At 69.1% G+C, this 21,953-nt stretch carries 22 protein-coding genes, 1 tRNA gene and 1 pseudogene; 13 read left to right on the forward strand and 11 right to left on the reverse strand.

Annotated elements, in window-relative coordinates; all coding sequences use genetic code 11:
- Nucleotides 1-204 precede the first annotated feature (204 nt).
- Entirely contained in the window at nt 205-1,224 is a 1,020-nt protein-coding gene (locus FHS44_RS00610; protein WP_184711882.1) for a FecCD family ABC transporter permease, read from the forward strand.
- A 352-nt stretch (nt 1,225-1,576) separates the two neighbouring features.
- Here the strand turns inward: FHS44_RS00610 and FHS44_RS00615 are convergent, their stop codons facing one another.
- A complete protein-coding gene (locus FHS44_RS00615; RefSeq protein WP_184711883.1) occupies nt 1,577-2,497 on the reverse strand; it encodes a TetR/AcrR family transcriptional regulator C-terminal domain-containing protein in 921 nt (306 codons plus the stop codon).
- Between the two features lie 105 nt (nt 2,498-2,602).
- On the opposite strand from FHS44_RS00615, the gene FHS44_RS00620 reads away from it, so the two are divergent.
- Complete coding sequence (locus FHS44_RS00620) at nt 2,603-3,688, forward strand: FAD-dependent monooxygenase (RefSeq protein WP_184711884.1); 1,086 nt, start codon at nt 2,603-2,605, stop codon at nt 3,686-3,688.
- Here FHS44_RS00620 and FHS44_RS00625 read toward each other — a convergent pair.
- Complete coding sequence (locus FHS44_RS00625) at nt 3,681-4,706, reverse strand: aldo/keto reductase (RefSeq protein ID WP_184711885.1); 1,026 nt, start codon at nt 4,704-4,706, stop codon at nt 3,681-3,683. The two genes, FHS44_RS00620 and FHS44_RS00625, sit on opposite strands and share 8 nt — an antisense overlap.
- A 134-nt stretch (nt 4,707-4,840) precedes the next feature.
- On the opposite strand from FHS44_RS00625, the gene FHS44_RS00630 reads away from it, so the two are divergent.
- Nucleotides 4,841-5,410 (forward strand): TetR/AcrR family transcriptional regulator, encoded by a 570-nt coding sequence (locus FHS44_RS00630; RefSeq protein WP_184711886.1) that lies wholly within the window; start codon nt 4,841-4,843, stop codon nt 5,408-5,410.
- A gap of 88 nt (nt 5,411-5,498) precedes the next feature.
- Here the strand turns inward: FHS44_RS00630 and FHS44_RS00635 are convergent, their stop codons facing one another.
- Nucleotides 5,499-5,753 carry a holin gene (locus FHS44_RS00635; RefSeq protein WP_221460270.1) on the reverse strand — a complete coding sequence of 85 codons (255 nt, stop codon included), beginning with the start codon at nt 5,751-5,753 and terminating at the stop codon, nt 5,499-5,501.
- A gap of 322 nt (nt 5,754-6,075) precedes the next feature.
- On the opposite strand from FHS44_RS00635, the gene FHS44_RS00640 reads away from it, so the two are divergent.
- Nucleotides 6,076-6,375, forward strand: coding sequence for a hypothetical protein (locus FHS44_RS00640; RefSeq protein WP_184711887.1), 300 nt, complete (start codon nt 6,076-6,078; stop codon nt 6,373-6,375).
- Between the two features lie 100 nt (nt 6,376-6,475).
- Here FHS44_RS00640 and FHS44_RS00645 read toward each other — a convergent pair whose 3' ends face one another.
- The 3 genes from FHS44_RS00645 to FHS44_RS00655 form a co-directional block, all read right to left on the reverse strand.
- A complete protein-coding gene (locus tag FHS44_RS00645; protein ID WP_184711888.1) occupies nt 6,476-6,892 on the reverse strand; it encodes a hypothetical protein in 417 nt (138 codons plus the stop codon).
- A gap of 426 nt (nt 6,893-7,318) precedes the next feature.
- Nucleotides 7,319-7,392 (reverse strand) — tRNA-Pro (locus FHS44_RS00650).
- A gap of 32 nt (nt 7,393-7,424) precedes the next feature.
- Nucleotides 7,425-8,348, reverse strand: a complete 924-nt coding sequence (locus FHS44_RS00655) for a metallophosphoesterase (RefSeq protein WP_312863484.1) — start codon at nt 8,346-8,348, stop codon at nt 7,425-7,427.
- 80 nt (nt 8,349-8,428) lie between these two features.
- On the opposite strand from FHS44_RS00655, the gene FHS44_RS00660 reads away from it, so the two are divergent.
- Complete coding sequence (locus FHS44_RS00660) at nt 8,429-8,884, forward strand: GatB/YqeY domain-containing protein (protein ID WP_184711890.1); 456 nt, start codon at nt 8,429-8,431, stop codon at nt 8,882-8,884.
- A 185-nt stretch (nt 8,885-9,069) separates the two neighbouring features.
- Here FHS44_RS00660 and FHS44_RS00665 read toward each other — a convergent pair whose 3' ends face one another.
- Nucleotides 9,070-11,283 (reverse strand): transglycosylase domain-containing protein, encoded by a 2,214-nt coding sequence (locus FHS44_RS00665; protein WP_312863485.1) that lies wholly within the window; start codon nt 11,281-11,283, stop codon nt 9,070-9,072.
- Nucleotides 11,284-11,600: 317 nt separating this feature from the next.
- Between FHS44_RS00665 and FHS44_RS00670 the strand changes: the two genes are divergently transcribed.
- Nucleotides 11,601-11,897, forward strand: coding sequence for a WhiB family transcriptional regulator (locus FHS44_RS00670; RefSeq protein ID WP_012887233.1), 297 nt, complete (start codon nt 11,601-11,603; stop codon nt 11,895-11,897).
- 125 nt (nt 11,898-12,022) lie between these two features.
- Here the strand turns inward: FHS44_RS00670 and bagB are convergent, their stop codons facing one another.
- Both bagB and bagA read right to left on the reverse strand, forming a co-directional pair.
- Nucleotides 12,023-13,174 (reverse strand): ATPase BagB, encoded by a 1,152-nt coding sequence (gene bagB, locus FHS44_RS00675; RefSeq protein ID WP_184711892.1) that lies wholly within the window; start codon nt 13,172-13,174, stop codon nt 12,023-12,025.
- Complete coding sequence (gene bagA, locus FHS44_RS00680) at nt 13,171-14,175, reverse strand: ATPase BagA (RefSeq protein WP_184711893.1); 1,005 nt, start codon at nt 14,173-14,175, stop codon at nt 13,171-13,173. Before bagA ends, bagB begins: the two co-directional genes overlap by 4 nt.
- 157 nt (nt 14,176-14,332) lie before the next feature.
- Between bagA and sp36 the strand changes: the two genes are divergently transcribed.
- Genes sp36 through FHS44_RS00695 form a run of 4 tightly spaced genes read left to right on the forward strand, consistent with a single transcriptional unit; the run spans nt 14,333 to nt 16,631 of the window.
- Nucleotides 14,333-14,488, forward strand: a complete 156-nt coding sequence (sp36, locus tag FHS44_RS40050) for a Sp36 family protein (protein WP_221460272.1) — start codon at nt 14,333-14,335, stop codon at nt 14,486-14,488.
- A complete protein-coding gene (locus tag FHS44_RS00685) occupies nt 14,485-14,943 on the forward strand; it encodes a RidA family protein (RefSeq protein ID WP_312863486.1) in 459 nt (152 codons plus the stop codon). The genes sp36 and FHS44_RS00685 overlap by 4 nt, the downstream gene beginning before the upstream one ends.
- A gap of 54 nt (nt 14,944-14,997) precedes the next feature.
- A complete protein-coding gene (locus FHS44_RS00690; protein ID WP_184711895.1) occupies nt 14,998-15,837 on the forward strand; it encodes an NUDIX hydrolase in 840 nt (279 codons plus the stop codon).
- Nucleotides 15,834-16,631, forward strand: a complete 798-nt coding sequence (locus FHS44_RS00695; RefSeq protein WP_184711896.1) for an MBL fold metallo-hydrolase — start codon at nt 15,834-15,836, stop codon at nt 16,629-16,631. The genes FHS44_RS00690 and FHS44_RS00695 overlap by 4 nt, the downstream gene beginning before the upstream one ends.
- A 6-nt stretch (nt 16,632-16,637) precedes the next feature.
- Here FHS44_RS00695 and FHS44_RS00700 read toward each other — a convergent pair whose 3' ends face one another.
- Entirely contained in the window at nt 16,638-17,318 is a 681-nt protein-coding gene (locus FHS44_RS00700) for a Crp/Fnr family transcriptional regulator (RefSeq protein ID WP_086567499.1), read from the reverse strand.
- A 262-nt stretch (nt 17,319-17,580) separates the two neighbouring features.
- Nucleotides 17,581-18,996: an APC family permease gene (locus FHS44_RS00705; RefSeq protein WP_184711897.1), complete on the reverse strand. Its 1,416-nt coding sequence runs from the start codon at nt 18,994-18,996 to the stop codon at nt 17,581-17,583.
- A 136-nt stretch (nt 18,997-19,132) separates the two neighbouring features.
- On the opposite strand from FHS44_RS00705, the gene FHS44_RS00710 reads away from it, so the two are divergent.
- From FHS44_RS00710 to FHS44_RS00720, 3 genes and pseudogenes are all read left to right on the forward strand, one after another.
- Nucleotides 19,133-19,759, forward strand: coding sequence for a TetR/AcrR family transcriptional regulator (locus FHS44_RS00710; protein WP_184711898.1), 627 nt, complete (start codon nt 19,133-19,135; stop codon nt 19,757-19,759).
- Nucleotides 19,756-20,829 (forward strand): DmpA family aminopeptidase, encoded by a 1,074-nt coding sequence (locus FHS44_RS00715; protein WP_184711899.1) that lies wholly within the window; start codon nt 19,756-19,758, stop codon nt 20,827-20,829. Before FHS44_RS00710 ends, FHS44_RS00715 begins: the two co-directional genes overlap by 4 nt.
- A gap of 103 nt (nt 20,830-20,932) precedes the next feature.
- Nucleotides 20,933-21,706: pseudogene (locus tag FHS44_RS00720) on the forward strand (IS5 family transposase).
- Nucleotides 21,707-21,953: the final 247 nt, after the last annotated feature.

Here is a 21,953-nt window from a genome sequence, read left to right on the forward strand (position 1 = left end):
GCAATCCCATCGAGACACCCTTTCTCCGCGTGTGTACGGCGTGCTCCGGCACCCGGGGCCCCACCGAGGCGTCCTCCCTCCGCGCGCCGCCTCTCGTCATGCCGATCCGCAGCCGAGCCGGAGGCACGGCACGCCCTGGCTACTCGGAGATGTCTGTCTCATCCCTTCCGGCGCACTGACCCGCGGACAAGCCAGAGGCCCAGCATGACCCTTCAGCGTCACGTCGTCAGGCCACACCGAGGCGTCCGCGGGCACCTCGCCGTACTCCTCGTCACCGCCTCCATCGGCGCGCTGGTCTTCCTCCTCGCCCTGGGCACGGGCGAGATCGGTCTCTCCCCGCTCGAAGTCCTCCGGATCCTCGCCGGGAACGCCGGGGACACACTCGGCGGGACGGCCGTCCTGTCCTGGCGCATGCCACGTGCCCTGCTCGCCCTCGCCTTCGGCGCGGCGCTCGGCCTCAGCGGCGCGATCTTCCAGAGCATCACCCGCAACCCCCTGGGCAGCCCCGACATCATCGGCTTCGACACCGGCGCCTACACCGGCGCGCTCATCACGATCATGGTGACGGGCGCCGGGGGCTACCTCCAGATCGCGGCGGGGGCGCTCTGCGGTGGCCTGGTCACGGCCGGACTCGTCTACACCCTGGCCTTCAGACGCGGCATGCGGGGACACCGCCTCATCATCGTCGGGATCGGTGTGACGGCGATGCTCGCCTCCGTCAACACCTGGCTGATCTACCGCGCTGACCTCGACGTCGCGGCCCGCGCGGCGCTCTGGGGCGCGGGCTCGCTGGAGTCCCTCGGTTGGAAACACGCCCTGCCCGCCCTCGCCGTCCTGGCGGTGCTCCTCACCCTCGCCGCCGTCCTGTCCGGACCGCTGCGCGTCCTGCGGCTCGGTGACGACGTCGCCGTCGTCCTCGGCCTGCGCGTCGAGCCCGTACGGCTGGCGCTCGTCGCCGTCGGCGTCGGGCTGACCGCGACCGTCACCGCCGCCGCGGGCCCCATCGCGTTCGTCGCGCTGGCCGCCCCGCAGATCGCCCGCCGCCTGCTCCCCGCCACGGGAACCGCCCTCGCGCTCTCGGCCGTGGTCGGCGCCACCCTGCTCGCCGGAGCCGACTGGCTCGCCCAGCGCGCCTTCGCCCCCACCCAACTCCCCGCAGGCATCATGACCATCTCCCTCGGCGGCCTCTACCTCCTCCACCGCCTCACCACAAAACGCGTGTGACTCTCAGTAGTCACTCACAATTGACTTCGTGTCCGTCGTGGTGCACGATGAGGGCGTCGTGGGCACTAGTCCACGGAAGTGAACCCGGCAGCTCTCCGGACGGTGAGTCGGCCGGGTTTCGCGTTTCCCGGGGACGTTCTTCAGGCAGTCACACTGACGACGTTCCGCACCACACCATCTGTGCGACGACGCCAGTCGCCCCCCTTCCCGTAGGCCCACGCCAGAGCGTCCGGCACCCACAGAAGCGGCTCCGAAGAAGGACGACCATGGCCGTACGCCATCCGATCGTGCGCCTCGGCCTTGCCCAACATCTCATGGACAACCAGCCGATCCTGCCGCAGAAGGATTCCGGTCAGCGCCTCTCGATGATCGTGGTGAGGCCGTCGAGGAGGGCGGACAGGCCGAATTCGAAGAGGCGGTCGAGGTTGAGGTCGAAGGCACCGGCCAGGTCGTCGACGACCCTGGAGAAGGCCGGGTAGTCCCCGGTCTCGAAGAGCGTCCGAAGGTTGTCCTCCTGGCCGTCCATCCACTCGTTCTGGGTGAGCCCGGTGGTGGCGAACGCCTGCCGTTCGACCTCGATGTTGACCGCGATGCCCTGCACGAAGCTGTAGAGCAGGGTGTGCACATGCATCTTGGTCATGGCGTCGATCGGGGTGTCCTCCAGCGCGGCGAACGCCCATTCGGTGTGCCTGATCAGGTTGGACGAGGGAAGCGGCCTCACCAGTGAGGTCGCCTTGACCAGCCACGGATGAGCCCGGTAGGCGGCCCACTGCAGGCGCGCGGACGTCTCCAGGCGGGCGCGCCAGCCGTACGGAAAGACCTCGGGTAGGGGGAACTCCTCGACCACCGCGTCGATCATCAGCAGGACCAGGTCGTCCTTGCCGCCCACGTGCCGGTAGAGCGACATGGTGGCCGCGCCGACCCTGTCCGCGACGGCGCGCATGGTCAGCTCGGGGAAGCCGTCGGCGTCGGCGATCTCGATGGCGGCCCGCACGACGCGTTCCCGTGTCAGGTCGCCGCCCGGTGCCACCGGACGCCGGGCGGACACCGGGCGGCCCCGGGGCTTCGCGACCACCGTGCCGACCCGTGGCTCGGCGACCACGACGCCCTCCCGCGCCAGGAGGGTCAGCGCCTTCGCGGCGGTGGCCAGGGCGACCCCCCAGTCCCTGGCGAGCTGCCTGGTCGAGGGCACCCGGTCGCCCTCGCGGAGTCTGCCATCGGCGACGCGGCGCCTGATGTCGTCGGCGATACGCGCGTGGGGCGGCTGGGACATCGTGCTCCCTGTACTAGTACAGAACGTGCTGTTTCACCTTGCTGCTAGCTGTTCGTACATCGTAATTTCTGTTCTGCGTACAACGTCAACAGACAGGAGTGTCCCATGAGGGTTCTCATCTCGGGCGTGGGTGTCGGCGGCCCCGTCCTGGCCTACTGGCTACGTGAACACGGCGCCGAGGTGACGCTCGTCGAGCGTGCCTCCACCCCGCGCACGGGCGGCCAGGCCGTGGACATCCGGGGGGCGGCGCTGACCGTGGCCGACCGGATGGGCGTCCTGGAGCAGGCCAGGGCCGTACGGACGACCATGCGCGGCATGTCGATGGTCGACGGCGACGGCAACGAGACCATGCGCAGCACCGAGGAGACGGTCAGCGGAGGCCGCTTCGACAGCCCGGACATCGAGATCCTGCGCGACGACCTGACCGCCATCGTCACCGCGGCGACCGACGCCGAGTACCTGTACGGCGACTCGATCGCCGCCATCGACCAGGACGAACACGGCGTGGACGTCACGTTCGAGAGCGGCGCGCGAGGCCGCTACGACTACGTGGTCGGGGCGGACGGCCTGCACTCGAACGTCCGTGACCTGGTCTTCGGCCCCGAACATCAGTTCCTGCACCACCTCGGCACATACGTCTCGATCTACACTGCCCCCAACTTCCTCGGCCTGGACCACTGGCAGGTCTGGCACCACGAGGGCGAGGCGGGGTTCGGCCTGTTCAGCGACCGGGACACCGACGTGATGCGGGTCAACCTGGGCTTCGAGGCCGGGCCGATCGACTACGACCCCCGCGACACCGAGGGGAACAAGCGCCTCGTGGAGGAGCACTGCTCGTCCCTGCGCTGGGAGACGCCCCGGCTGATCGAGGCCATGTGGAAGGCCGACGACTTCTACTTCGACGCCATGGCCCAGGTCAAGATGGACAGCTGGTCCAGGGGCAGGGTCACGCTGGTGGGGGACGCGGGCTACTGCGCCTCGCCGCTGTCGGGCCAGGGCACCAGCCTGGCCATGGTCGGCGCGTACGTGCTGGCCGAGGAACTCGGCAGGAAGCTCGCCGGGGCGTTCGAACGCTACGAGGAGCGCATGCGCCCCTTCGTCGCCCGCAACCAGGCCCTCGCCCTGGAGAACCCCGGCCAGGGCGCCTCTCCCGAGACCGTACGGCAGGCCGCGGAGAGCATTGTCATCTGAGGCGGCGCCGCAGCGACGGGTCGAGCAGCGCGGGCGGGGTGTCGTGTTTCTCGTGCGGGGCCAGATCGACACCGGGGGCGACGATCGTGTCGATCGCGTCGAGGACGTCGGCGGGGAGCACCGTGTCCGCGGCGGCGAGCTGTGAACGCAGGTGATCCAGCGTACGGGGACCGATGATCGCGCTGGTCACGGCGGGGTGCGCGGTCACGAAACCGAGCGCGAGCTGGATCATGGTCAGCCCGGCCTCGTCGGCGACCTTGGCCAGCCGTTCGACGGCGTCGAGCCTGGCGCGGTTGGCGGGGACTGCGGTGTCGAAGCGCTGCGGCATGAACGTCGAGCGGTTGGTGGCGACCTCCCTGCCCTCGCGGATCGCGCCCGACAGCCAGCCGGAGGCCAGCGGGCTCCACACCAGCACACCGAGTCCGTACTGCTCGGTGACGGGCAGCACGTGGCTCTCGACGCCGCGCTGCAGGATCGAGTAGCTGGGCTGCTCGGTGACGTAACGACCCAGGTGGTTCTCACGGGAGGCCCACTGGGCCTGCACGATGCGGTACGCGGGGAAGGTCGATGAGCCGAAATACCGGATCTTTCCCGCGCGTTGCAGGTCGGTCAGGGCCGACAGCGTCTCCTCGTCGCCGGTGCTCGGGTCCCACCGGTGGATCTGGTAGAGATCGACGTGATCGACACCGAGGCGGCGCAGGCTGTCGTCCAGCGCGGTGACCAGCCAGCGCCGCGAACCTCCCCGGTGGTTGCGCTCCTCGCCCATCGGCATGCCCGCCTTCGTGGCCAGCACGATGTCGTCGCGGCGCCCGGCGACGGCCTTGCCGACCATCTCCTCCGACTCGCCCGCGCCGTACACGTCTGCGGTGTCGATGACGTTGATCCCGCCTTCGAGGGCGGCGTCGATGACGGCGGTGACCTCCTCCTGGGTGGTGCGTCCGATCCTGCCGAAGTTCATCGCGCCGAGCGCGAGAGAGCTGACCCGCACACCGGTGCGGCCCAGGTCGCGATACTGCATGGCTGGGTTCCTCCATCGGGGGTGATGACGTACGGCTTGGCCGCCGGGCCCCGTTCTGCCATCATGGATAAACGGGACGTTGTCCCGGTTAACGATATGGAACGTTGTCCCGTTTAGCAAGCTCGGCAGGTTCGATGGAGGACGGAGTGGTGGACAAGCCCAGGCGGGCGGACGCCCAGCGCAACAAGGAGGCTCTGCTCGACGCGGCCGCCGCGATCTTCGTCACCTCGGGCGTCGAGGCGCCGGTACGCGACATCGCGGCCAGGGCGGGCGTCGGGACGGCCACGATCTACCGCCACTTCCCGACACGGGCGGACCTCATCATCGCCGTCTACCGCCACCAGGTAGAGGCCTGCGCCGAAGCCGGTCCGGCCCTGCTGGCCTCCGGTGCGACGCCGTACACCGCGCTGGGGCGATGGATCGACCTCTTCGTCGACTTCCTGGTCACCAAGCACGGTCTCGCCGCCGTGCTGCAACCGGGCAACCCCGGCTTCGACACGCTGCACGCCTACTTCATCGACCGCCTGGTGCCCGTGTGCGCCCGGCTGCTCGACGCCGCGACCGAGTCCGGGGAGATCCGTCCCGGCCTTCAGGCCTACGAACTCATGCGCGGCATCGGGAACCTCTGCATAGGCGCGAACGGCGACCCCCACTACGACGCCCGCCGCCTGGTCGGACTCCTCGTCGCGGGACTGAGAGCGTGAGGAGCCTCAGGAGGGGGATCGCCGCCGCGCTTCCCGTCACCGGCGCGCCCCCGACCATGCTGTACGGCGAGGCGCTCGGTGACGACGGCTACGGTCTGACGCCCTTCCTGGCGCCGGTGGTGAAGCCCGCGGTCTGGGGGTCGCCGGTGGTGCCCGCCGCGACCGAGGTCAGCATGCTGACCACCGCCGCCATGCCCGCCACCGAGACCACCGCGGGCCAGGCGACGTCGAACAGTCCGACCTGCTTGGCGCTCAGCGCGGCCAGGGCGGTGGAGGCCGCCGCCCTGATCATCCGCTCGCCCGTGTCCACCCAGTACGTTCCGGTCAGCAGTCGTCGCGTCATCGTCGTGATCTCCTCTTCCGTCTGCGCCGGAGTCGGGGCGCTGGAGGGTGAATGCTTCCACGATCGTAACTATTTGTAGTTATGTGTGCACTGATCGTTACAGTGAGGAAGTCATCACTTCACCCGTCCCTGTTCGGGAGGGTCGTGGGGCGGACGGTGCTTCTTCGCGGGAGCCCTCCGAGGGCGGGAATTACTTCGGGGGCAAAACGGCAGGGAGATATCAACCATAGGGCCGAAATATCGGTAAATATGATCTCGTTATTCCCGGTGACTGATGATCATCTTGGAGGCGTTAACCCCCCAAAACGCAAGGAAACACCCAGTGAGAATCCGCAGTTTGTCCGCCGCAGCCGTACTCGCCGTGGCGCTGGGCGCCGGAACCCTCGCCGCCGCCGTACCCGCCAGCGCGGCACCGGTCGGATGCCGTCCGACCTACCCCTACAACGGCGCGGTCACCACCTACTGCTCGGGTGGCACCGGCGAGCACAGAGCCGTCTGCCTCTACCGGGACGGAGGAACCACCCTGAAGAACTTCGGCGCGTGGGTCCCCACCACCTCCTCCTCCACCACCTGGTGCCCACCCGCCTCCATGATCGGCGGCAACGTCGAGGTCAGAGGCTGACACCACCCCGACCACGCCCACGGGCGCCCCGGTGCTTCTCAGGCCAGAGAAACACAAACGACCCCTGGCCAGTAGGGCGCCAGGGGTCGTCTCGCGGGCCTCAGGGGATGATCAGGAAGAACGGTTCGTCGGCGGCGGCGCCGTTCTTGCCGGTGTAGACGAGGACCGAGTTGGGGTGGCCGGAACAGTTCGAGTTGTCGATGTTGGTGAAGATCTCGCTGCGCCAGTCGGCGGAGGAGCGCAGGGTGGCGATGGGGACGGCGCGGGCGGCCGAGACGTCGGAGTGGAGCTGGACGCAGTACTTGCCGGTGGCGACCTTGGTGACGCTGGTGACGTTCTTGGAGTTGGTGATGGTGCCGTTGGCGTTGACCTGGGCGGCGGCCTGAGCGTAAGGGGCGATCGGAGATGGAACCGGGGCTGAGGCGGCCAGGGCCGGGGTGGTCAGGGCGGCCAGGGCCAGGCCGCTGGCGCTGATGGCGGTGGCCGCGAAGGTGGCGATCCTGCTGCTGACGCGCATGTGAGGTGCCTTCCTGAGCTGTTCTCGGTGAGCCGGTGCTACCGTTTTGATCTTTCAGTAAACGATCACTCACTGTATGTAACCGATCGGCCACTGTCGACTACGCGCTGATGTGGAGTCGTCGTGTTCCGGCGTGGCCAGGCGTGCCGGGTCACCGCGGGGGGCCGGGTCGGGCGTCGGCCAGGGCCGTACGCGCTCAGGACCGGGGAAGCGTCGGGCGGTGTGCTTCATGCGCGTATGGCCGCACGTGGGAATACGCGCCCGAATGTTTTGATCTTGTCGCCAGGGTCACGCTCGCCGAGGCCACCTCGATCCGCGTGGAAGACAGGCCAGGGCGAGACCGGCGGGGGCCTGGCGATTGGACACGCGGAAAAGCAAGAAGGCCACCTCCGCAGATCGGAAGTGGCCTTTCAGCTGGCAATTCTGTCGGGGTGGCGGGATTTGAACCCACGACCTCTTCGTCCCGAACGAAGCGCGCTGCCAAGCTGCGCTACACCCCGGAGCACGCCGTTTTGCTCGTGCTTCGGAAAGTCTAGCGGACTTCGCGCGTGCTTGCGTCACCTCTGGGGCGGGGGCGCAGGGTCAGCAGGCTGGCCTCGGGGAAGCAGGAGAAGCGCACCGGGGAGAAGGGGCTGGTGCCCAGGCCCGCCGAGACGTGGAGGAAGGCGGACTCGTGTCGGCTCAGGCCCTTGACCCGCGCCCTGTCGATGCCGCAGTTGGTGACCAGGGCGCCGTAGAACGGGATGCAGACCTGGCCGCCGTGGGTGTGGCCCGCCAGCAGCAGTTGGTAGCCGTCGTCGGCGAAGCGGGTCATGTTGCGGGGCTCGGGGGAGTGCATCACGCCCAGCCGGAGATCGGCCTCGGCCGGGGCGGGACCGGCGATCTCGTCGTAGCGGTCGAGGTTGATGTGGGAGTCGTTGATGCCGCCGACGGCCACGTCGATGTCGCCGACCTTGAGGCGGGCGGTGGCGTTGTTCATGTTCAGCCAGCCCTCGTCGGACATGGCGGTGCCCAGTTCCTCCCAGGGCAGGGAGGGGATCTTCCTGCCGTGGTCCCCCTTCGAGGTGCGCCACAGGTAACGCGCGGGGTTCTTGAAGACCGGCTCGTACATGTCGTTCGAGCCGTAGACGAACAGGCCGGGGCGTGACAGCAGCGGTTCGAGGGCGCGCATGAGGGGGGCGACGGCGTCGGGGTGCGCGATGGAGTCGCCGGTGTTGACCACCAGGTCGGGCTTGAGCGCGCCCAGCGAGCGGACCCAGTTGATGAGCATCCGCCTGCCGGGGGTGAGGTGCAGGTCGGACAGGTGCAGGATGCGCACGGGCCGCTGACCGGGTTCGAGGACGGGCACGTCGAAACGCCGCAGACGGAAGGTGTTGCGCTCGACGACCGAGGCGTAGGCGAGGCCGGTCAGGCCGAGACCGATCAGGGACAGGGGCACCGCGGCTGCTTTCCTCACCTTCTCATCATGCCCGACGAACGACCCCCCACAGGAAACCTGCGATACAACGAGGCGGTTAAGACGGCAAGATGGACCGCATGAGCGCATTGAAGGACAAGCTGAAGGCCGACCTCACGGCCTCCATGAAGAACAGGGACGAGGTTCGCACCCGTACGATCCGCATGGCCCTGGCGGCCGTGAACGTCGAGGAGGTCTCGGGCAAGGCGGCCCGCGAGCTCTCCGACGACGAGATCGTCAAGGTGCTGACCAAGGAGGCCAAGAAGCGCCGTGAGGCGGCGGAGGCGTTCAGCGGCGCCGGCCGTACCGAGCAGGCGCAGGCCGAGGTGGACGAGCAGGCCGTGCTTGAGGAGTACCTCCCCGCCCAGTTGTCCGATGAGGAGCTCGCGAAGCTGGTCGACGAGGCCGTCGCGGAGAGCGGCGCCTCGGGGCCGCAGGCCATGGGTCAGGTCATGAAGATCGTGAACCCCAAGGTCGCGGGCCGCGCCGAGGGCGGCAGGGTCGCGCAGGCCGTACGGAGCCGTCTGGCGGGCTGAGAACGCGAACCGGCCGGAGCCCCTCCCCTTGAAAGACAAACGGGGAGGGGCTCCGGCCGTACGAGGGCCGTGCGAAGGAGGCCGCGCAGAAGGGCCCGAGGGTTACACGACCTGCGCGAATGGCTACGAGGACCCCGCGAAAGCCGTACGGCCCGCGCGAGAAGCCACGCGGGTCGTACGAGAGGTCAGCGGCCGCCGCGGGCGTTGGGGCGCTTCTTGATGCCCCGGCCGCCGAACCAGCCGCCGTTGCCGTCGTTGTTGCCGTCGTCGATGGTGCCGTTGTCCCTGGGGTTGCCGTTGTCGTCGCCCTGGCCGGGGCCGTCGCCGGGCTTGTCGGGCTTCGGGGGCGGCTTGGGGGCACACCTGGTGCACCCGCCGAAGCGGTCCTTGTCCACGGCGGTGAAGGGTGTCGGATCAATCCCCTTCAAGGCGTCGATCATGGAATATTTCCAGATCCGTCCGGAGATCGTGGCACCGTACACGTAGGGATAGTAGGTACCGCCGATGGTCACGCCGGTCAGGTCGTGCCGGAAGGCGCCACGCGGGTCGCCGAGGCTGACCGCGGAGGCCATGTCGGGGGTGAACCCGGCGAACCAGGCGGCGGTGTAGCCGTCGGTGGTGCCCGTCTTGCCGGCCGCCGGACGGCCGATGCCGCCGTACTGGCTCATCGTGCCCTTGGTGAACACCCCGGACATGATGTGCGCGGCCGCGTCGGCGACCTCCTCGTCCAGGACCTGCTGGCACTTCGGCTTGTACTGCGTGGCCTTGTTGACGCGGTCGCGGATCTCGGTGATGGCCATCGGCTTGCAGTAGGCGCCGCGAGCCGCGATGCCCGCGTAGGCCGCGGCGACCGTCACCGGGTCCATCTCGTTGACGCCGAGGGTGAAGGTCTCGACCTCGTTGAGCTTGTTGCCGTCGGCCCGCTTGATGCCGAGGCTCTTGGCGGTCTTGACCACGTCGCAGAGGCCGACCTCCTGCTCAAGGCGCATGAAGAAGGTGTTGACCGAGTGCTGCGTGCCGGTGGTCAGCGTGTTGAAGCCGCCCTCGCCCTCGCTGGAGTTCTGCACGGTGTGGTCGGGGATGCCGACCGGGTTGCCCTTGCAGTCGCGGAAGGTGCTGTAGGCCGAGGCGCTGTAGCCGGAGCCGGTGCTGAAGCCGTCGTTGAGCTTGAAGCCCTTGCTCAGCGCGGTGAGCAGGGTGAAGACCTTGAACGTCGAGCCCGCCTGGAAGCCGGTGCCGCCGCCGTGCTGGACGTCGCCCGCCAGGTTGTAGCTCATCTGGTTCTTCTTCTTGTTGCGCCCGAAGTCGCGGCTGGCGGCCATCGCCCTGATGGCGCCGGTGCCGGGCACGACCATCGCCTGCGCGGCCACCGGCTTGTCGCTGGCCTTGACGAACTTCTTGATGGCCTTCTCCGAGGCGGACTGCATCTTCGGGTCGAGCGTCGTCTTGATCGTCAGACCGCCCCGCTGGAGCAGCTTCCTGCGGTCCTCGGGGGTCTTGCCGAAGGACTCGTCGTTGAGGAGCTCGTTCTGGGCGTAGAGGCAGAAGTAGGGGTAGGGGCTCTCGTCGCAGCCACCGGGGACCTGGACGTCCTTGTAGCCCAGCTTCTTGGCCTTGGCCTCCGTGGCCTCCTGCTGCGTGATCTTGCCAAGCTCGGCCATCCGGCTCAGGACGATGTTGCGCCGTTCGAGCAGCCGCTCACGGCTCGCCTTGCCCACGTTCGGGTCGGTCCTGTTGGGGTTCTGTACGGCCCCGGCCAGCGTGGCCGCCTCGACCAGGTTCAGCTTGGAGGCGGGCTTGCCGAAGAAGCGCTTGGCGGCGGCCTGGATGCCGTGGGCTCCGGCGCCGAAGTAGGCGATGTTGAGGTAGCGCTCAAGGATCTCCGACTTGGTGTACTTCTCCTCGATGGCCAGCGCGTAGCGAAGCTCGTTCAGCTTGCGTTCGAGGGTCTGCTCGATCGCGGCGCTCTGCTCCTCGGGAGTCTCGGCGGCGTTGACCAGCACGAGCTTGACGTACTGCTGGGTGATCGAGGAGCCACCCTGGATGCTGCCCCCGGCGAAGTTCTTCACGGCGGCGCGGAGCGTGCCCTCCGGATCGATCGCGCCGTGCTCGTAGAACCGGAAGTCCTCGATCGCGACGATCGCGGTCTTCATGATGTCGGAGACCTTGTCGAGCTTCACCGACTCGCGGTTCTCGTAGTAGAACTGCGCGAACTGCTTGCCGTTCATGTCGAGCAGGGTGGTCTTCTCCGCGAGCGGAGGCTCCTTCAGCTCCTCGGGGAGCAGGTGCAGTTCCTCGGTGGCGGACTTGACGGTCAGTCCCGCCCCACCGACAGCCGGAAACGCCACGGCGGCGGCCAACACACCCGTGATGGTGGCCGCGGCGAGCAACCGCACCACGCTCCCGATGCCACCGAGCACAGACCTGTGAGCTTTGCCTTGAGCTTGCACGACACCAAGAGTACGTCGGACGGATAGCCCAAACGGTAACGGAACACCACTTCACTGTGACTCGCTCCCGTATCGGACGCAGGTGACTAGTCATTCCCGGCCAGATGGCCGCCGATGACCATGCGGGAAATTGGTCCCGCCGGGGTCTGTCGGCCCGATCGTCTGATTGCGTACGTTCTCCTTCTGCGGCAACTGAATACGGAGGCTCGACGCCCGCGCCCGTCGGCCCCAAGTCACGACTGACCACCTAAGGGGAGTGGGGTCGAATGTGGATCACGGATTGGACCTCCCGTGCGGCCTGTAAGGGTGCGGATCCTGACGCGCTTTTCGTTCAGGGCGCTGCCCAGAACCGGGCGAAGCTGATCTGCCGGGGATGCCCGGTCCGGACCGAGTGCCTCGCCGATGCGCTGGACAACCGCATCGAGTTCGGGGTGTGGGGCGGGATGACCGAGCGCGAACGCCGGGCGTTGCTACGCCGGCGACCGGACGTCGACTCCTGGCGAGACCTGCTGGAGTTGGCCAAGGAGGAGTACGAGCGGACGAACGAGCTGATCGCCGGCTGAGTTCACGCAGATTCCGTACGGCTGGCGTCCCGCGCCGGCCGTACCCGCGCGTCCGCGGGATGTGAGGCTCCCGGAGGCCTGAGAGAAGCCTTCGGGGGGTCTTTCCGAGACCTCCGGGAGAATCACTACGACTGGGCCGCCAGCAGTTCACCAACCTTGCGCAGGCCCGCGAGATCGTGCACGTCCTGCGACATCGCGGGAACCCTGGCGACGGGGACCGTGGGATGCGCCGACAGGAAGTGCTCCTGTTCACGGTCTTCACGCGCGGCCAGTTGCATCCGGCCCGCGTGCAGGCGCAGGACGGCGGCGGTGAGATCGTGCTCGCCCCGCGTCTCAAGATCCTCGGCGGCGGCGGTGCTCCGCGCGGCCGACAGTACGGCGGCGGGCGCCCGGTGCACCCGGTTCACCACCAGCCCGGCCAGCGGCATCCGCTCCTCGGCCAGCCGTTCCACGAAGTAGGAGGCCTCCCGCATGGCGTCGCGCTCCGGCGCGGCCACCACGACGAAGGCCGTCCCCGGAGCCTGCAGGAGCTTGTAGGTCTGCTCGGCCCTGGCCCTGAAGCCACCGAAGACGGCGTCGAGCGCGGAGACGAACATCTGCAGGTCCTTGAGCACCTGCGCGCCCAGCAGCTTGGTCAGGGCGCCCGCCACGATGCCGAACCCCGCGTTGAGCAGCTTGAACGCGCTGCGCCCACCCGCCTTCGCGGGGGCCATGAGCAGCCTGATGAGCCTGCCGTCCAGGAAGCGGCCGAGCCGTTCCGGCGCGTCGAGGAAGTCGAGCGCGGAGCGCGACGGCGGGGTGTCGACGATGATCAGGTCCCAGTCGCCAGAGCGGCGGAGCTGACCGAGCTTCTCCATCGCCATGTACTCCTGGGTGCCGGAGAAACTCGACGAGAGAGACTGGTAGAAGGGGTTCGTCAGGATCTGCCGGGCTCGTTCCGGGTCGGCGTGCGCCTCGATGATCTCGTCGAAGGTGCGCTTCATGTCGAGCATCATGGCGTGCAGCTTGCCCTCGCCCTTCACCCCGGCGACGGGCCTCGGGGTGTTGTCCAGCTCGGTGAGGCCCATGGACTGGGCGAGCCGCCTGGCGGGATCGACGGTGAGCACGACGGCCGAACGGCCACGCTCGGCGGCACGCAGCCCGAGCGCCGCGGCCGTCGTGGTCTTGCCGACGCCACCGGAACCGCAGCAGACCACGATCCTGGTGTCCGGGTCGTCGATGATCGCGTCGAGGTCGAGGACCGGGACCGCCCTGAGCCTGCCGGACCGCTCGTTCATGCCGCTCCCTGCGCGTGGATCGACTCGGCCAGTTCGTAGAGTCCCGCGAGATCGACCCCGTCGGCCAGCAGCGGCAGCTCGTAGCGGGGCCTGCCCGAGGTGTCCAGCGAGCGCCGCTCACGGCGTTCGAGCTTGGTGCGGTGGGCGTGCTCGGCGATCTCCTCGGCCAGGGCCTCGGCCACGGCTGCCGCGTTCGCGCCGCCTTCGGCGAGCCCTGCGGCCTTCAGGCCGAGCGCCAGCTCACCCGGGTCGAAGCGGCCCTTGGCGGCGGCGTCGAGGACCGAGGCGGGCAGCAGCGACTTCCTGACCATGTTCGTGAAGATGCCCCCGGGCGGCAGCCCCGTCTCCCGCAGCTCGCCGAGCCCGTCCAGGGTCTCCTGGACCGGCATCTCCTCAAGGAGCGTGACGAAGTGCACCGCGGTCTCCGGGGAGGCGACGACGCCGTTGACCAGGTCGGCGTGGTTCTTGATCGGCCCGACCCTGGCGAGCCCGGCGACCTCGTTGGTGACGTTGAGGAAGCGGGCGACCCGTCCCGTCGGCGGGGCGTCGAGCACGACGGCGTCGTAGACCCGCCTGCCGTCCTTGCCCTTGCGGCGCACCGCCTCGGTGGTCTTGCCGGTGACCAGGACGTCGCGGAAGCCCGGCGCGATGGTGGTCGCGAAGTCGACGACGCCCATCTTGGTGAGAGCTTTGCCCGCCCTGCGCATGCCGTAGAACATCTCAAGGTAGTCGAGCATGGCCTCTTCGGGGTCGATGGCCAGCGCGTGCACGTCCCCGCCGCCCGGGGCGACGGCGATCTTCCGCTCCTCGTACGGCAGCGGCGGCAGGTCGAAGACCTGTGCGATTCCCTGTCGGCCCTCGACCTCGACCAGCAGGACCCTGCGCCCGCCCGAGGCGAGCGCGAGGGCGAGGGCGGCGGCCACGGTGGTTTTGCCGGTTCCGCCCTTACCGGTGACGACATGGAGACGTACGCCGTCCCAGTCGGTGTCACGAGCTCTCACGCTTCGAAGGCTACCCAACGGTCCCTCGCCGATTCGCCCGGACCGTCCACCCATGGATATGCCAATTCTCACTGGCGATCCATCCGAAATGGGACACGGAGGTGGTGGGGGCCTGTGGACGCGGTCCCCGGGGGTGGCTGTCGCTAGTGTGTCCCCCATGACGCAATGGGAGTACTCGACGGTGCCGCTGCTGGTGCACGCGACCAAGCAGATCCTCGACAACTGGGGCCAGGACGGCTGGGAGCTCGTCCAGGTCGTGCCGGGGCCCAACCCCGAGCAGCTCGTCGCCTACCTGAAGCGGCCGAAGCAGTGACGCCGGAGGAGAAGCTGGGCGAGCTCGGCCTGACTCTTCCCGAGGTGGTCGCGCCGCTGGCGGCCTACGTCCCCGCGGTCCGCACGGGAAACCACGTCTACACCTCGGGCCAGCTCCCGGTCGCCGACGGCAAGCTCCTGGCGACCGGCAAGGTCGGCGCCGAGGTGAGCCCCGAGGACGCCTACCAGCTTGCCAGGACCTGCGCGCTCAACGCCCTGGCCGCGGTCGCCTCGGTGGTCGGCGACCTGTCGAACGTCGTCAGGGTCGTCAAGGTCGTCGGCTTCGTGGCCAGCGACCCGGCCTTCTCCGGCCAGCCGAAGGTCGTCAACGGCGCCAGTGAGCTGCTCGCCGAGGTCTTCGGGGACGCGGGCAAGCACGCCCGCAGCGCGGTCGGCGTCGCCGTCCTGCCGCTGGACGCCCCGGTCGAGGTCGAACTGGTCGTCGAGGTCGCCTGACCGGCCGCCAGGGGCGGGAGCCGTACCGGATGATTGTTCTGGTTGAGGGGTCTGATGGGTGGGATTCCGCTCCGCGGTGAGCTGGGCGAGCGCGCGCGTGACATCCTGGCCGGGCGGGCCGAGCCCGTCCCGGCCCGGGACGCCGCGACGGTGGTCCTCCTGCGCGAGACCCCGCCCCGGGGGGTCGAGGTCTATCTCCTGAGGCGTACGGCGAGCATGGCCTTCGCCGCGGGCGCCTGCGTCTTCCCCGGTGGTTCCGTCGATCCGCGCGACGCCGACCACGCGCTCGCCTGGGCCGGTCCGCCGCCCGCCGAGTGGGCACGCGTCTTCCGTACGGCCGAGGGCACCGCGCGTGGCCTGGTGTGCGCCGCGGTCAGGGAGACGTTCGAGGAGTCGGGCGTGCTGCTGGCCGGGCTCTCCGAGCGGGAGGTCGTGGCCGACACCACCGGAGACGACTGGGAGGTCGACCGGCTCGCCCTGATCGACAGGAGCCTGTCGTTCGCGGACTTCCTGGCCAGGCGCTCCCTGGTGCTCCGCGCCGACCTGCTGCGCCCCTGGGGGCACTGGATCACCCCGGAGGCCGAGCCGAGGCGCTTCGACACCCGCTTCTTCGTCGCCGCGCTCCCGCGGGGCCAGCGCACCCGCGACGTCGGCGGGGAGGCCGACCAGGTCATCTGGGTGCGGCCGGCGGACGCGCTCGACCGGGCGGGGCGGGGGCTGATCAGGCTGATGCCCCCGACATACCGCACGATCAGGGAGATCTCCCTGCACCCGACCGTGGCCGACGTCCTGGCGACCGAGCGTGAGATCGTGAGCTACATGCCCGACATCGCCGAGGTCGACGGGGAGATGCGGATCGTGCTCGACGACGACTACGGACCCGGTGTGGGATGAGCGGCCTGCGGATCCCGCTGGACGGCCCCGACGGGTCGGGGACCGCCAACGCGTTCGCCGTCCTGGCCCCCAACCCGTCCCCGATGACCCTGGACGGCACCAACACCTGGGTGATCGGCACCGGTGAGGAGACGCTCGTCGTCGATCCCGGTCCCGACGACGAGGCCCATCTGCGGCGCCTCGTCGCCCACCTGGGGGAGCGCAGGGTCCGGGCGGTCCTGCTCAGCCACGGCCACGACGACCACAGCGGCGGCGCCAGGCGCTTCGCGGAGCTGGTCGGGGCACCGGTCAGGGCCCTCGACCCCCGGCACCGCCTCGGCGAAGAGGGGCTCGGCGACGGGGACGTGATCACCGTTGACGGCCTCGAACTGCACGTCGTGGGCACTCCCGGCCACTCGTTCGACTCGCTGTGCTTCTGGCTGCCCGAGGACGGGGCCGTGCTCACCGGGGACACCGTGCTCGGCAGGGGGACGACCGTGATCGCCCCCGACGGGGACCTCGCGGACTATCTGCGCTCCCTCGACCGTCTGCGGGCGACGGTCGAGGAGGTCGGGGCGCGGGCGCTGCTGCCGGGACACGGCCCCGTGCTGCCCGACCCGGTCGGCGCGCTCGACGGCTACGTCGCGCACCGCAGACAGCGGCTCGACCAGATCAGGCGGGCCAGGAGGCAGGGGGCGACGACGGCGAGGGAGATCGTCGAGGTCGTCTACGCGGAGGTGGACAGGTCGCTGTGGCCGGCCGCGGAGATGTCGGTCCGCGCCCAGCTCTCCTACCTGGACGATCTCGGGGAGTGAACGGGGTCAGCGCGAGCGGTTGTGCAGGCGCTCCAGGTCCATGATCACCACGGCCTTGGCCTCGATGCGCAGCCAGCCACGCTGGGCGAAGTCGGCCAGGGCCTTGTTCACGGTCTCGCGCGAGGCGCCGACGAGCTGGGCCAGCTCCTCCTGGGTGAGGTCGTGGTGGACCCGGACGCCGTCGTCGATCCGCTGACCGAAGCGCTCGGCCAGGTCGAGCAGGGCCTTGGCGACCCGGCCCGGGACGTCGGTGAAGACCAGGTCGGCCAGCACGTCGTTGGTACGGCGCAGCCGCTGGGCCAGGGCACGCAGCAGGTGCAGGGCGACCTCGGGACGGCCGGTCAGCCACGGGCGCAGGTCGTCGTGGCCGAGACCGGCCAGGCGGACGTCGGTCAGCGCGGTGGCGGAAGCCGTACGGGGCCGGGGGTCGAACAGCGAGAGCTCGCCGAACATCTCGCCGGGGCCCAGCACGCTGAGCAGGTTCTCCCGCCCGTCTGGAGCGGTCCTGGACAGCTTGATCTTGCCTTCGAGGACCACGTAGAGGCGGTCCCCGGTCTCGTTCTCGCTGAAGAGGGTCTGTCCCTTGGACAGCTCGACCTCCGAGACACTCGTGCGCAGCGCGGCGGCGCCCTCACGGTCGAGCGCCGAGAACAGAGGCGCCTTTGCCAGCACGTCGTCGGTGTTCACAGTGCCTCCTGGTTCGCGGCTCACGCAGTTATTGTGACCTATCCCACCGAGTCGTTCTCAAGGGGCCCGGCGAGAAGGCCGCCGGGACTCACGGCGGCGGTTCCGCTGGTGAGGCCCGGCTCACAGTGGTTTCCCCGTGTTCGCCGGATAGACCACTCATCCGGAAATTTACCCATATGGGCGGGTGAACCCGACGCCGGTCCCTCCTCTTACGCCTGTGCCCGCGCTCCGGGCGGGCCGGAGCGCGGGTGTGAGGTGACCGTCAGTCGTCGGCGGCGCCGCGCAGTTCCCACGCGCCGCGCCTGCGCAGGACGAGCAGGTAGTAGGCGGCGAAGACGATCCCGATGCCGAGGGTGATGAGGAGGCTGGGCCGTCCGACCTCGGGGTCGAGGAGGTTGCGGTAGGCGACGTACCCGATGGCCAGCAGGGCGAGCACCGGCGCCACCGGGAACCACGGCATGCGGTAGGCGGCGTGCGCCGTGGAACCGTTGCGCCGCCCGGTGAGGGTCGCGACGCACAGCGCCGCGTAGATCGCGATGATCGTGGTCGCGGTCACGACCAGCAGGAACCGTTCGTCGGCGTAGCAGAACCCGGCGCCGACGAGTCCGGCCCCGATGGTGGCGATCCACGGGCTGCCGAAGCGCGGGTGGATCGAGGCCAGCGCCCTGCTGACCGGGGAGGGCCAGGTGGTGTCGCGGCCGGTGCTGAAGATCATGCGGGCGGTGACGAGGATGATCGCCAGGACCGCGTTGAAGATGGCCAGGGCCACGGTGAGGCTGAGGATGTTGTTCAGCGTCGTCCCGGCGCGGGCGGTGATGAAGTACTCCATCATGTTGCCCGCCCCGAACAGGTCGGGGAGCGAGGGCGCGCCCATGAGGACCGCGGTCACCGGGATCAGTTCGGCGGCGACGGTGATGCCCAGGGCCCACAGGACGGTCTTGGCGATGCCCCGGTGGGCGTCCTGGGTCTCCTCGCCGAGATAGACCGCGGCGCCGTAGCCGTTGTAGGCGAACAGGGCGACGGCGGTCGCGGCGCCGATCACCCCGACGGAGGCCGCCACGACCGTGCCGTCCTGGCCCGCGACCACCGGGTGGAACACCAGGTCGGCCAGGGAGCGCTGGGGGTTGAGGAAGCCGAGCGCGCTCACCACGACCAGGGCGAGCATCTCGATGGCCAGAAAGACGCCGGTGACCCAGGCGTTGAGCTTGATGTCGAACACGGCCAGCACGGTGGCGACGACCGTGGTCACGGCCGCGACGGTCGGGGCGTGCAGGCCGGGGAAGATGACCGCGAGATAGATGCCGACGCCGAGCGCGATCACCGCGATGATCAGCAACTGGGTGACCATGAACAGGCCGAGCACGACGAACCCGGGCAGCCGCCCGAAGGTGCGGGCCACGATCGCGTACTCACCGCCGCTGAGCGGGTAGGCCGAGCCGAGTTCCGCGTAGACGAAGGCCATGAAGATCCCCACGATGCCCGCGACCAGGAAGGCCGTGAAGGCTCCCGAGCCCGCCTGGGAGATGACGCCCGGGGCGATGATGAACACCGAGGACGCGGGGGAGATCGCCGACAACGTGATGAACAGGGTTCCCAGGAGCTTCAGGCCCCGATGCAGATGGGGATGGGCGTCGGCTGTTGGTGCGGGGGTGGACGGGCTCGTGTCGTGGGGGGTCACGGCGCCTCCTCAGGCGTGGTTCTTTGAACATGCATCAAAGAACTCCGCGGGGTGTACGTCAATACACATCCGTGTAAAAGCTCTGTGACGGCTTCCCCGGTTGCGTTCTTTGACCGATGTCTAGAGAATCACCGGCATGGCACGACCTAGCCGAGCACACGAGAAGCGCGCCGAGCTCGTCGCCGCCGCCCGCCAGGCGGTGCTGCGGCACGGCGTCATCGACCTGCGCCTGCGGGACGTCGCCGAGCAGGCGGACATGTCGACGGGATCGGTCCTGTACTACTTCCCGGCGCTGACCGACCTGCTGAGGGAGGTGCAGCACGAGGCGGTCGAGCGGTTCTGCGTGGAGCGGGAGCGGGCGGCCTCGGAGGAGCCTGACCCGAGACGCAGACTGCTCGGCATGATCCGCTCTGGCCTGCCCGCCGGGAGCGACGACGAGCTGTGCGTCCTGCTGTACGAGCTGGGCACCTACGCCCGCAGGGACCCCGCCTACTCCGCCCAGCACATCCGGCTGTGCGAACGGCAGGTCACCCTGTACGCCTCCATCCTGGAGGCCGGGGCCGCGACGGGGGCCTTCACGCTGACCCGTGACGCCGTCACCCTCGCCCGCAACCTCGTCATGCTGGAGGACGGTCTCGGTCTCCACGTCACGCAGGCCGTACCCACCCTCGACGCCGGGCAGGCCGAGCGTCTGCTGCTGACCTACGCCGCCGACGTGACCGGCTGCGACCTGGAGAACCTGGAAGGACCTGACGAACGATGACACGGGCGCGCGAACTCGGCCTACCGCTGCCGGGCCGTACGGGACCGGAGAACGCGATCACCGACGTTGCCGGGGTCGAGGTCGGCTACACCACGCTGATCGAGGGGGAGTCGGTGCGCACCGGCGTGACCGCGCTGCTGCCCCGCGGGCGCGCTGACTTCGAGGTGCCGTGCGCGGCGGGGTGGTTCTCGCTCAACGGCAACGGCGAGATGACGGGCACCTCCTGGCTCAGCGAGACCGGCTCCCTGCGGCTGCCGGTGCTCATCACCAACACCCACGCCGTCGGCACCTGTCATCGCGGGGTCATCGACTGGGTGGCGAGGGAGAAGCCCGAGGTCGCCGCCGAGTGGCTGCTGCCGGTGGTCGCCGAGACCTGGGACGGCTACCTCAACGACATCAACGGTCCTCATGTACGGCCAGAGCACGCGGTGGCGGCCATCGACGCGGCCCGGCCAGGCCCGGTCGCCGAGGGTTCGGTCGGCGGCGGAACCGGGATGAACTGCTACGGCTTCAAGGGCGGAAACGGCACTTCCTCCCGGCTTGTCGAGTATGGCTCCGACACCTACACGGTCGGGGCGTTCCTCCAGGCCAACTTCGGTGGCCGTAAGGAGCTGACCGTCTGCGGCGTGCCCGTCGGCAGGTCGTTCACGGACGCCGACACCATGGAGGCGCATGACACCCCGGCGGGGGCGGGCTCCGTCATCGTCGTCATCGCCACGGACGCGCCCTTGCTGCCGCTGCAGTGCACGGCGCTTGCCCGCAGGGTCCCGCTCGGCCTCGCCCGTACCGGAACCACCGGGTCGCACTTCTCCGGCGACATCTTCCTTGCCTTCTCGACCGGCAATCCTGGCGCCCTGACCTCGGGTTTCCCCGGGGAGGAGGCCGTCTACGAGACCATGCGGTTCATCCCGTGGAGCCGCCTCGACGACTTCTACGAGGCCGTCGTCGAGGCCGTCGAGGAAGCCGTGCTCAACGCCCTCCTGGCCGCAGAGACCATGATCGGCCGCGAGGGCCGCCGCTCACCCGCCATCCCCGTCCCCCGCCTCCTCGACCTGCTCGGCGACCGCTAATCCGCGAACGCATCGATCTTCACCATGGCCGCTGGTACGACGTCTCCTCCTTGAACGACGCGGTAAGACCGTGACTCATTTGGCGTCAGTCGTTAGACCGTTCGTGGATGCGTTCTTTCAACGACTGGTGCCCGGTGAGTTGCGGGAGTTGTTCCAGCGGGTGGTTCCGTCTGTGCCGACACGGCCGCAAGGCGGTGGACGGCGGCGGGTCGATGATCGTGTGATCATGGCGGCGATCGTGTATGTGGCCATGACTGGGTGCGCCTGATGGCAGGCGGTCAACCGGAGCTTCACCGAGTGGAGCTAAGCGCGGGTATGGGCCACACTGTACCATTTCCTGCTGGATGAACTCGGCTCCCGCAGGGAAGCCTGACTGGTCGCGGTGTGCGATCGACTCGGTCAGCGTGCGCGCACTTGAAGGAGGGGATCTGACCGGTCCCAGCTCGATCGATCGTGGCAAGCCCGGGTCGAAGATCCACCTTGTCGGCGGCATACGGGCCTGCCGATCGCTGTTGCGATCAGCGCCGCCAACATCCACAACAGTCTGGCCTTGGAGCCGCTGATACGGAGCATCCCGCCGATCCGCTCCCAGCACGGGCCACGACGGCGCCGACCCGCCAGGTTGCACGGCGATAAAGGCTGCGAATATCCCCATCTGCGGGCTTTTCTACGCAGCCGCAGCATCGTCCCGTACATCGCCCGCCGAGGCATCGAATTCAGCCGCAGACCCAGCCGTCACCGCTGGATCGTCGAGCGCACCGTCTTCTGTCTGTCCGGTTGCTGCCTGCACCACCGCTACGAACGCCGAGCAGGCCACTTTGCGTTCTTCGTCACTATCGCCATGGCCCTCATCCGCTACCGCCGATTAGCCAAATGAGTCATGATCCCGGTGACACCGACCCTGTTTGCGAAGTATCTGACGCCGGAGGGTCTTTCCGTAGTAAATCTACGCTGCCTTCGTGCGGAGCCTCAACTGAGGATGCCCTGACAGGCTCCGCCGCAACGGCACCCAATGCCGCTCACCGCCCCCGAAAATGCCCTCACCGGTTCGACCGGGAACCCGATGGATCGCGGTCGCGACCATGGATCTGGCTCGACTTCCTCGAATGGACCACATGATGGCG

This window comes from Streptosporangium saharense (assembly GCF_014203715.1).
Classification (GTDB): Bacteria; Actinomycetota; Actinomycetes; order Streptosporangiales; family Streptosporangiaceae; genus Streptosporangium; species Streptosporangium saharense.

What these genes read in the sequence shown, in the direction of transcription:
- FHS44_RS00695 (WP_184711896.1), top strand. Translation starts at nt 15,834, where the DNA reads ATGAGCGGCCTGCGGATCCCGCTGGACGGCCCCGACGGGTCGGGGACC.
- FHS44_RS00690 (WP_184711895.1), top strand. Translation starts at nt 14,998, where the DNA reads ATGGGTGGGATTCCGCTCCGCGGTGAGCTGGGCGAGCGCGCGCGTGAC.
- FHS44_RS00615 (WP_184711883.1), bottom strand. Translation starts at nt 2,497, where the DNA reads ATGTCCCAGCCGCCCCACGCGCGTATCGCCGACGACATCAGGCGCCGC.
- FHS44_RS00710 (WP_184711898.1), top strand. Translation starts at nt 19,133, where the DNA reads ATGGCACGACCTAGCCGAGCACACGAGAAGCGCGCCGAGCTCGTCGCC.
- FHS44_RS00620 (WP_184711884.1), top strand. Translation starts at nt 2,603, where the DNA reads ATGAGGGTTCTCATCTCGGGCGTGGGTGTCGGCGGCCCCGTCCTGGCC.
- FHS44_RS00660 (WP_184711890.1), top strand. Translation starts at nt 8,429, where the DNA reads ATGAGCGCATTGAAGGACAAGCTGAAGGCCGACCTCACGGCCTCCATG.
- FHS44_RS00715 (WP_184711899.1), top strand. Translation starts at nt 19,756, where the DNA reads ATGACACGGGCGCGCGAACTCGGCCTACCGCTGCCGGGCCGTACGGGA.
- sp36 (WP_221460272.1), top strand. Translation starts at nt 14,333, where the DNA reads ATGACGCAATGGGAGTACTCGACGGTGCCGCTGCTGGTGCACGCGACC.
- FHS44_RS00630 (WP_184711886.1), top strand. Translation starts at nt 4,841, where the DNA reads ATGGAGGACGGAGTGGTGGACAAGCCCAGGCGGGCGGACGCCCAGCGC.
- FHS44_RS00625 (WP_184711885.1), bottom strand. Translation starts at nt 4,706, where the DNA reads ATGCAGTATCGCGACCTGGGCCGCACCGGTGTGCGGGTCAGCTCTCTC.
- FHS44_RS00635 (WP_221460270.1), bottom strand. Translation starts at nt 5,753, where the DNA reads ATGACGCGACGACTGCTGACCGGAACGTACTGGGTGGACACGGGCGAG.
- FHS44_RS00670 (WP_012887233.1), top strand. Translation starts at nt 11,601, where the DNA reads ATGTGGATCACGGATTGGACCTCCCGTGCGGCCTGTAAGGGTGCGGAT.
- bagB (WP_184711892.1), bottom strand. Translation starts at nt 13,174, where the DNA reads ATGAACGAGCGGTCCGGCAGGCTCAGGGCGGTCCCGGTCCTCGACCTC.
- FHS44_RS00610 (WP_184711882.1), top strand. Translation starts at nt 205, where the DNA reads ATGACCCTTCAGCGTCACGTCGTCAGGCCACACCGAGGCGTCCGCGGG.
- FHS44_RS00645 (WP_184711888.1), bottom strand. Translation starts at nt 6,892, where the DNA reads ATGCGCGTCAGCAGCAGGATCGCCACCTTCGCGGCCACCGCCATCAGC.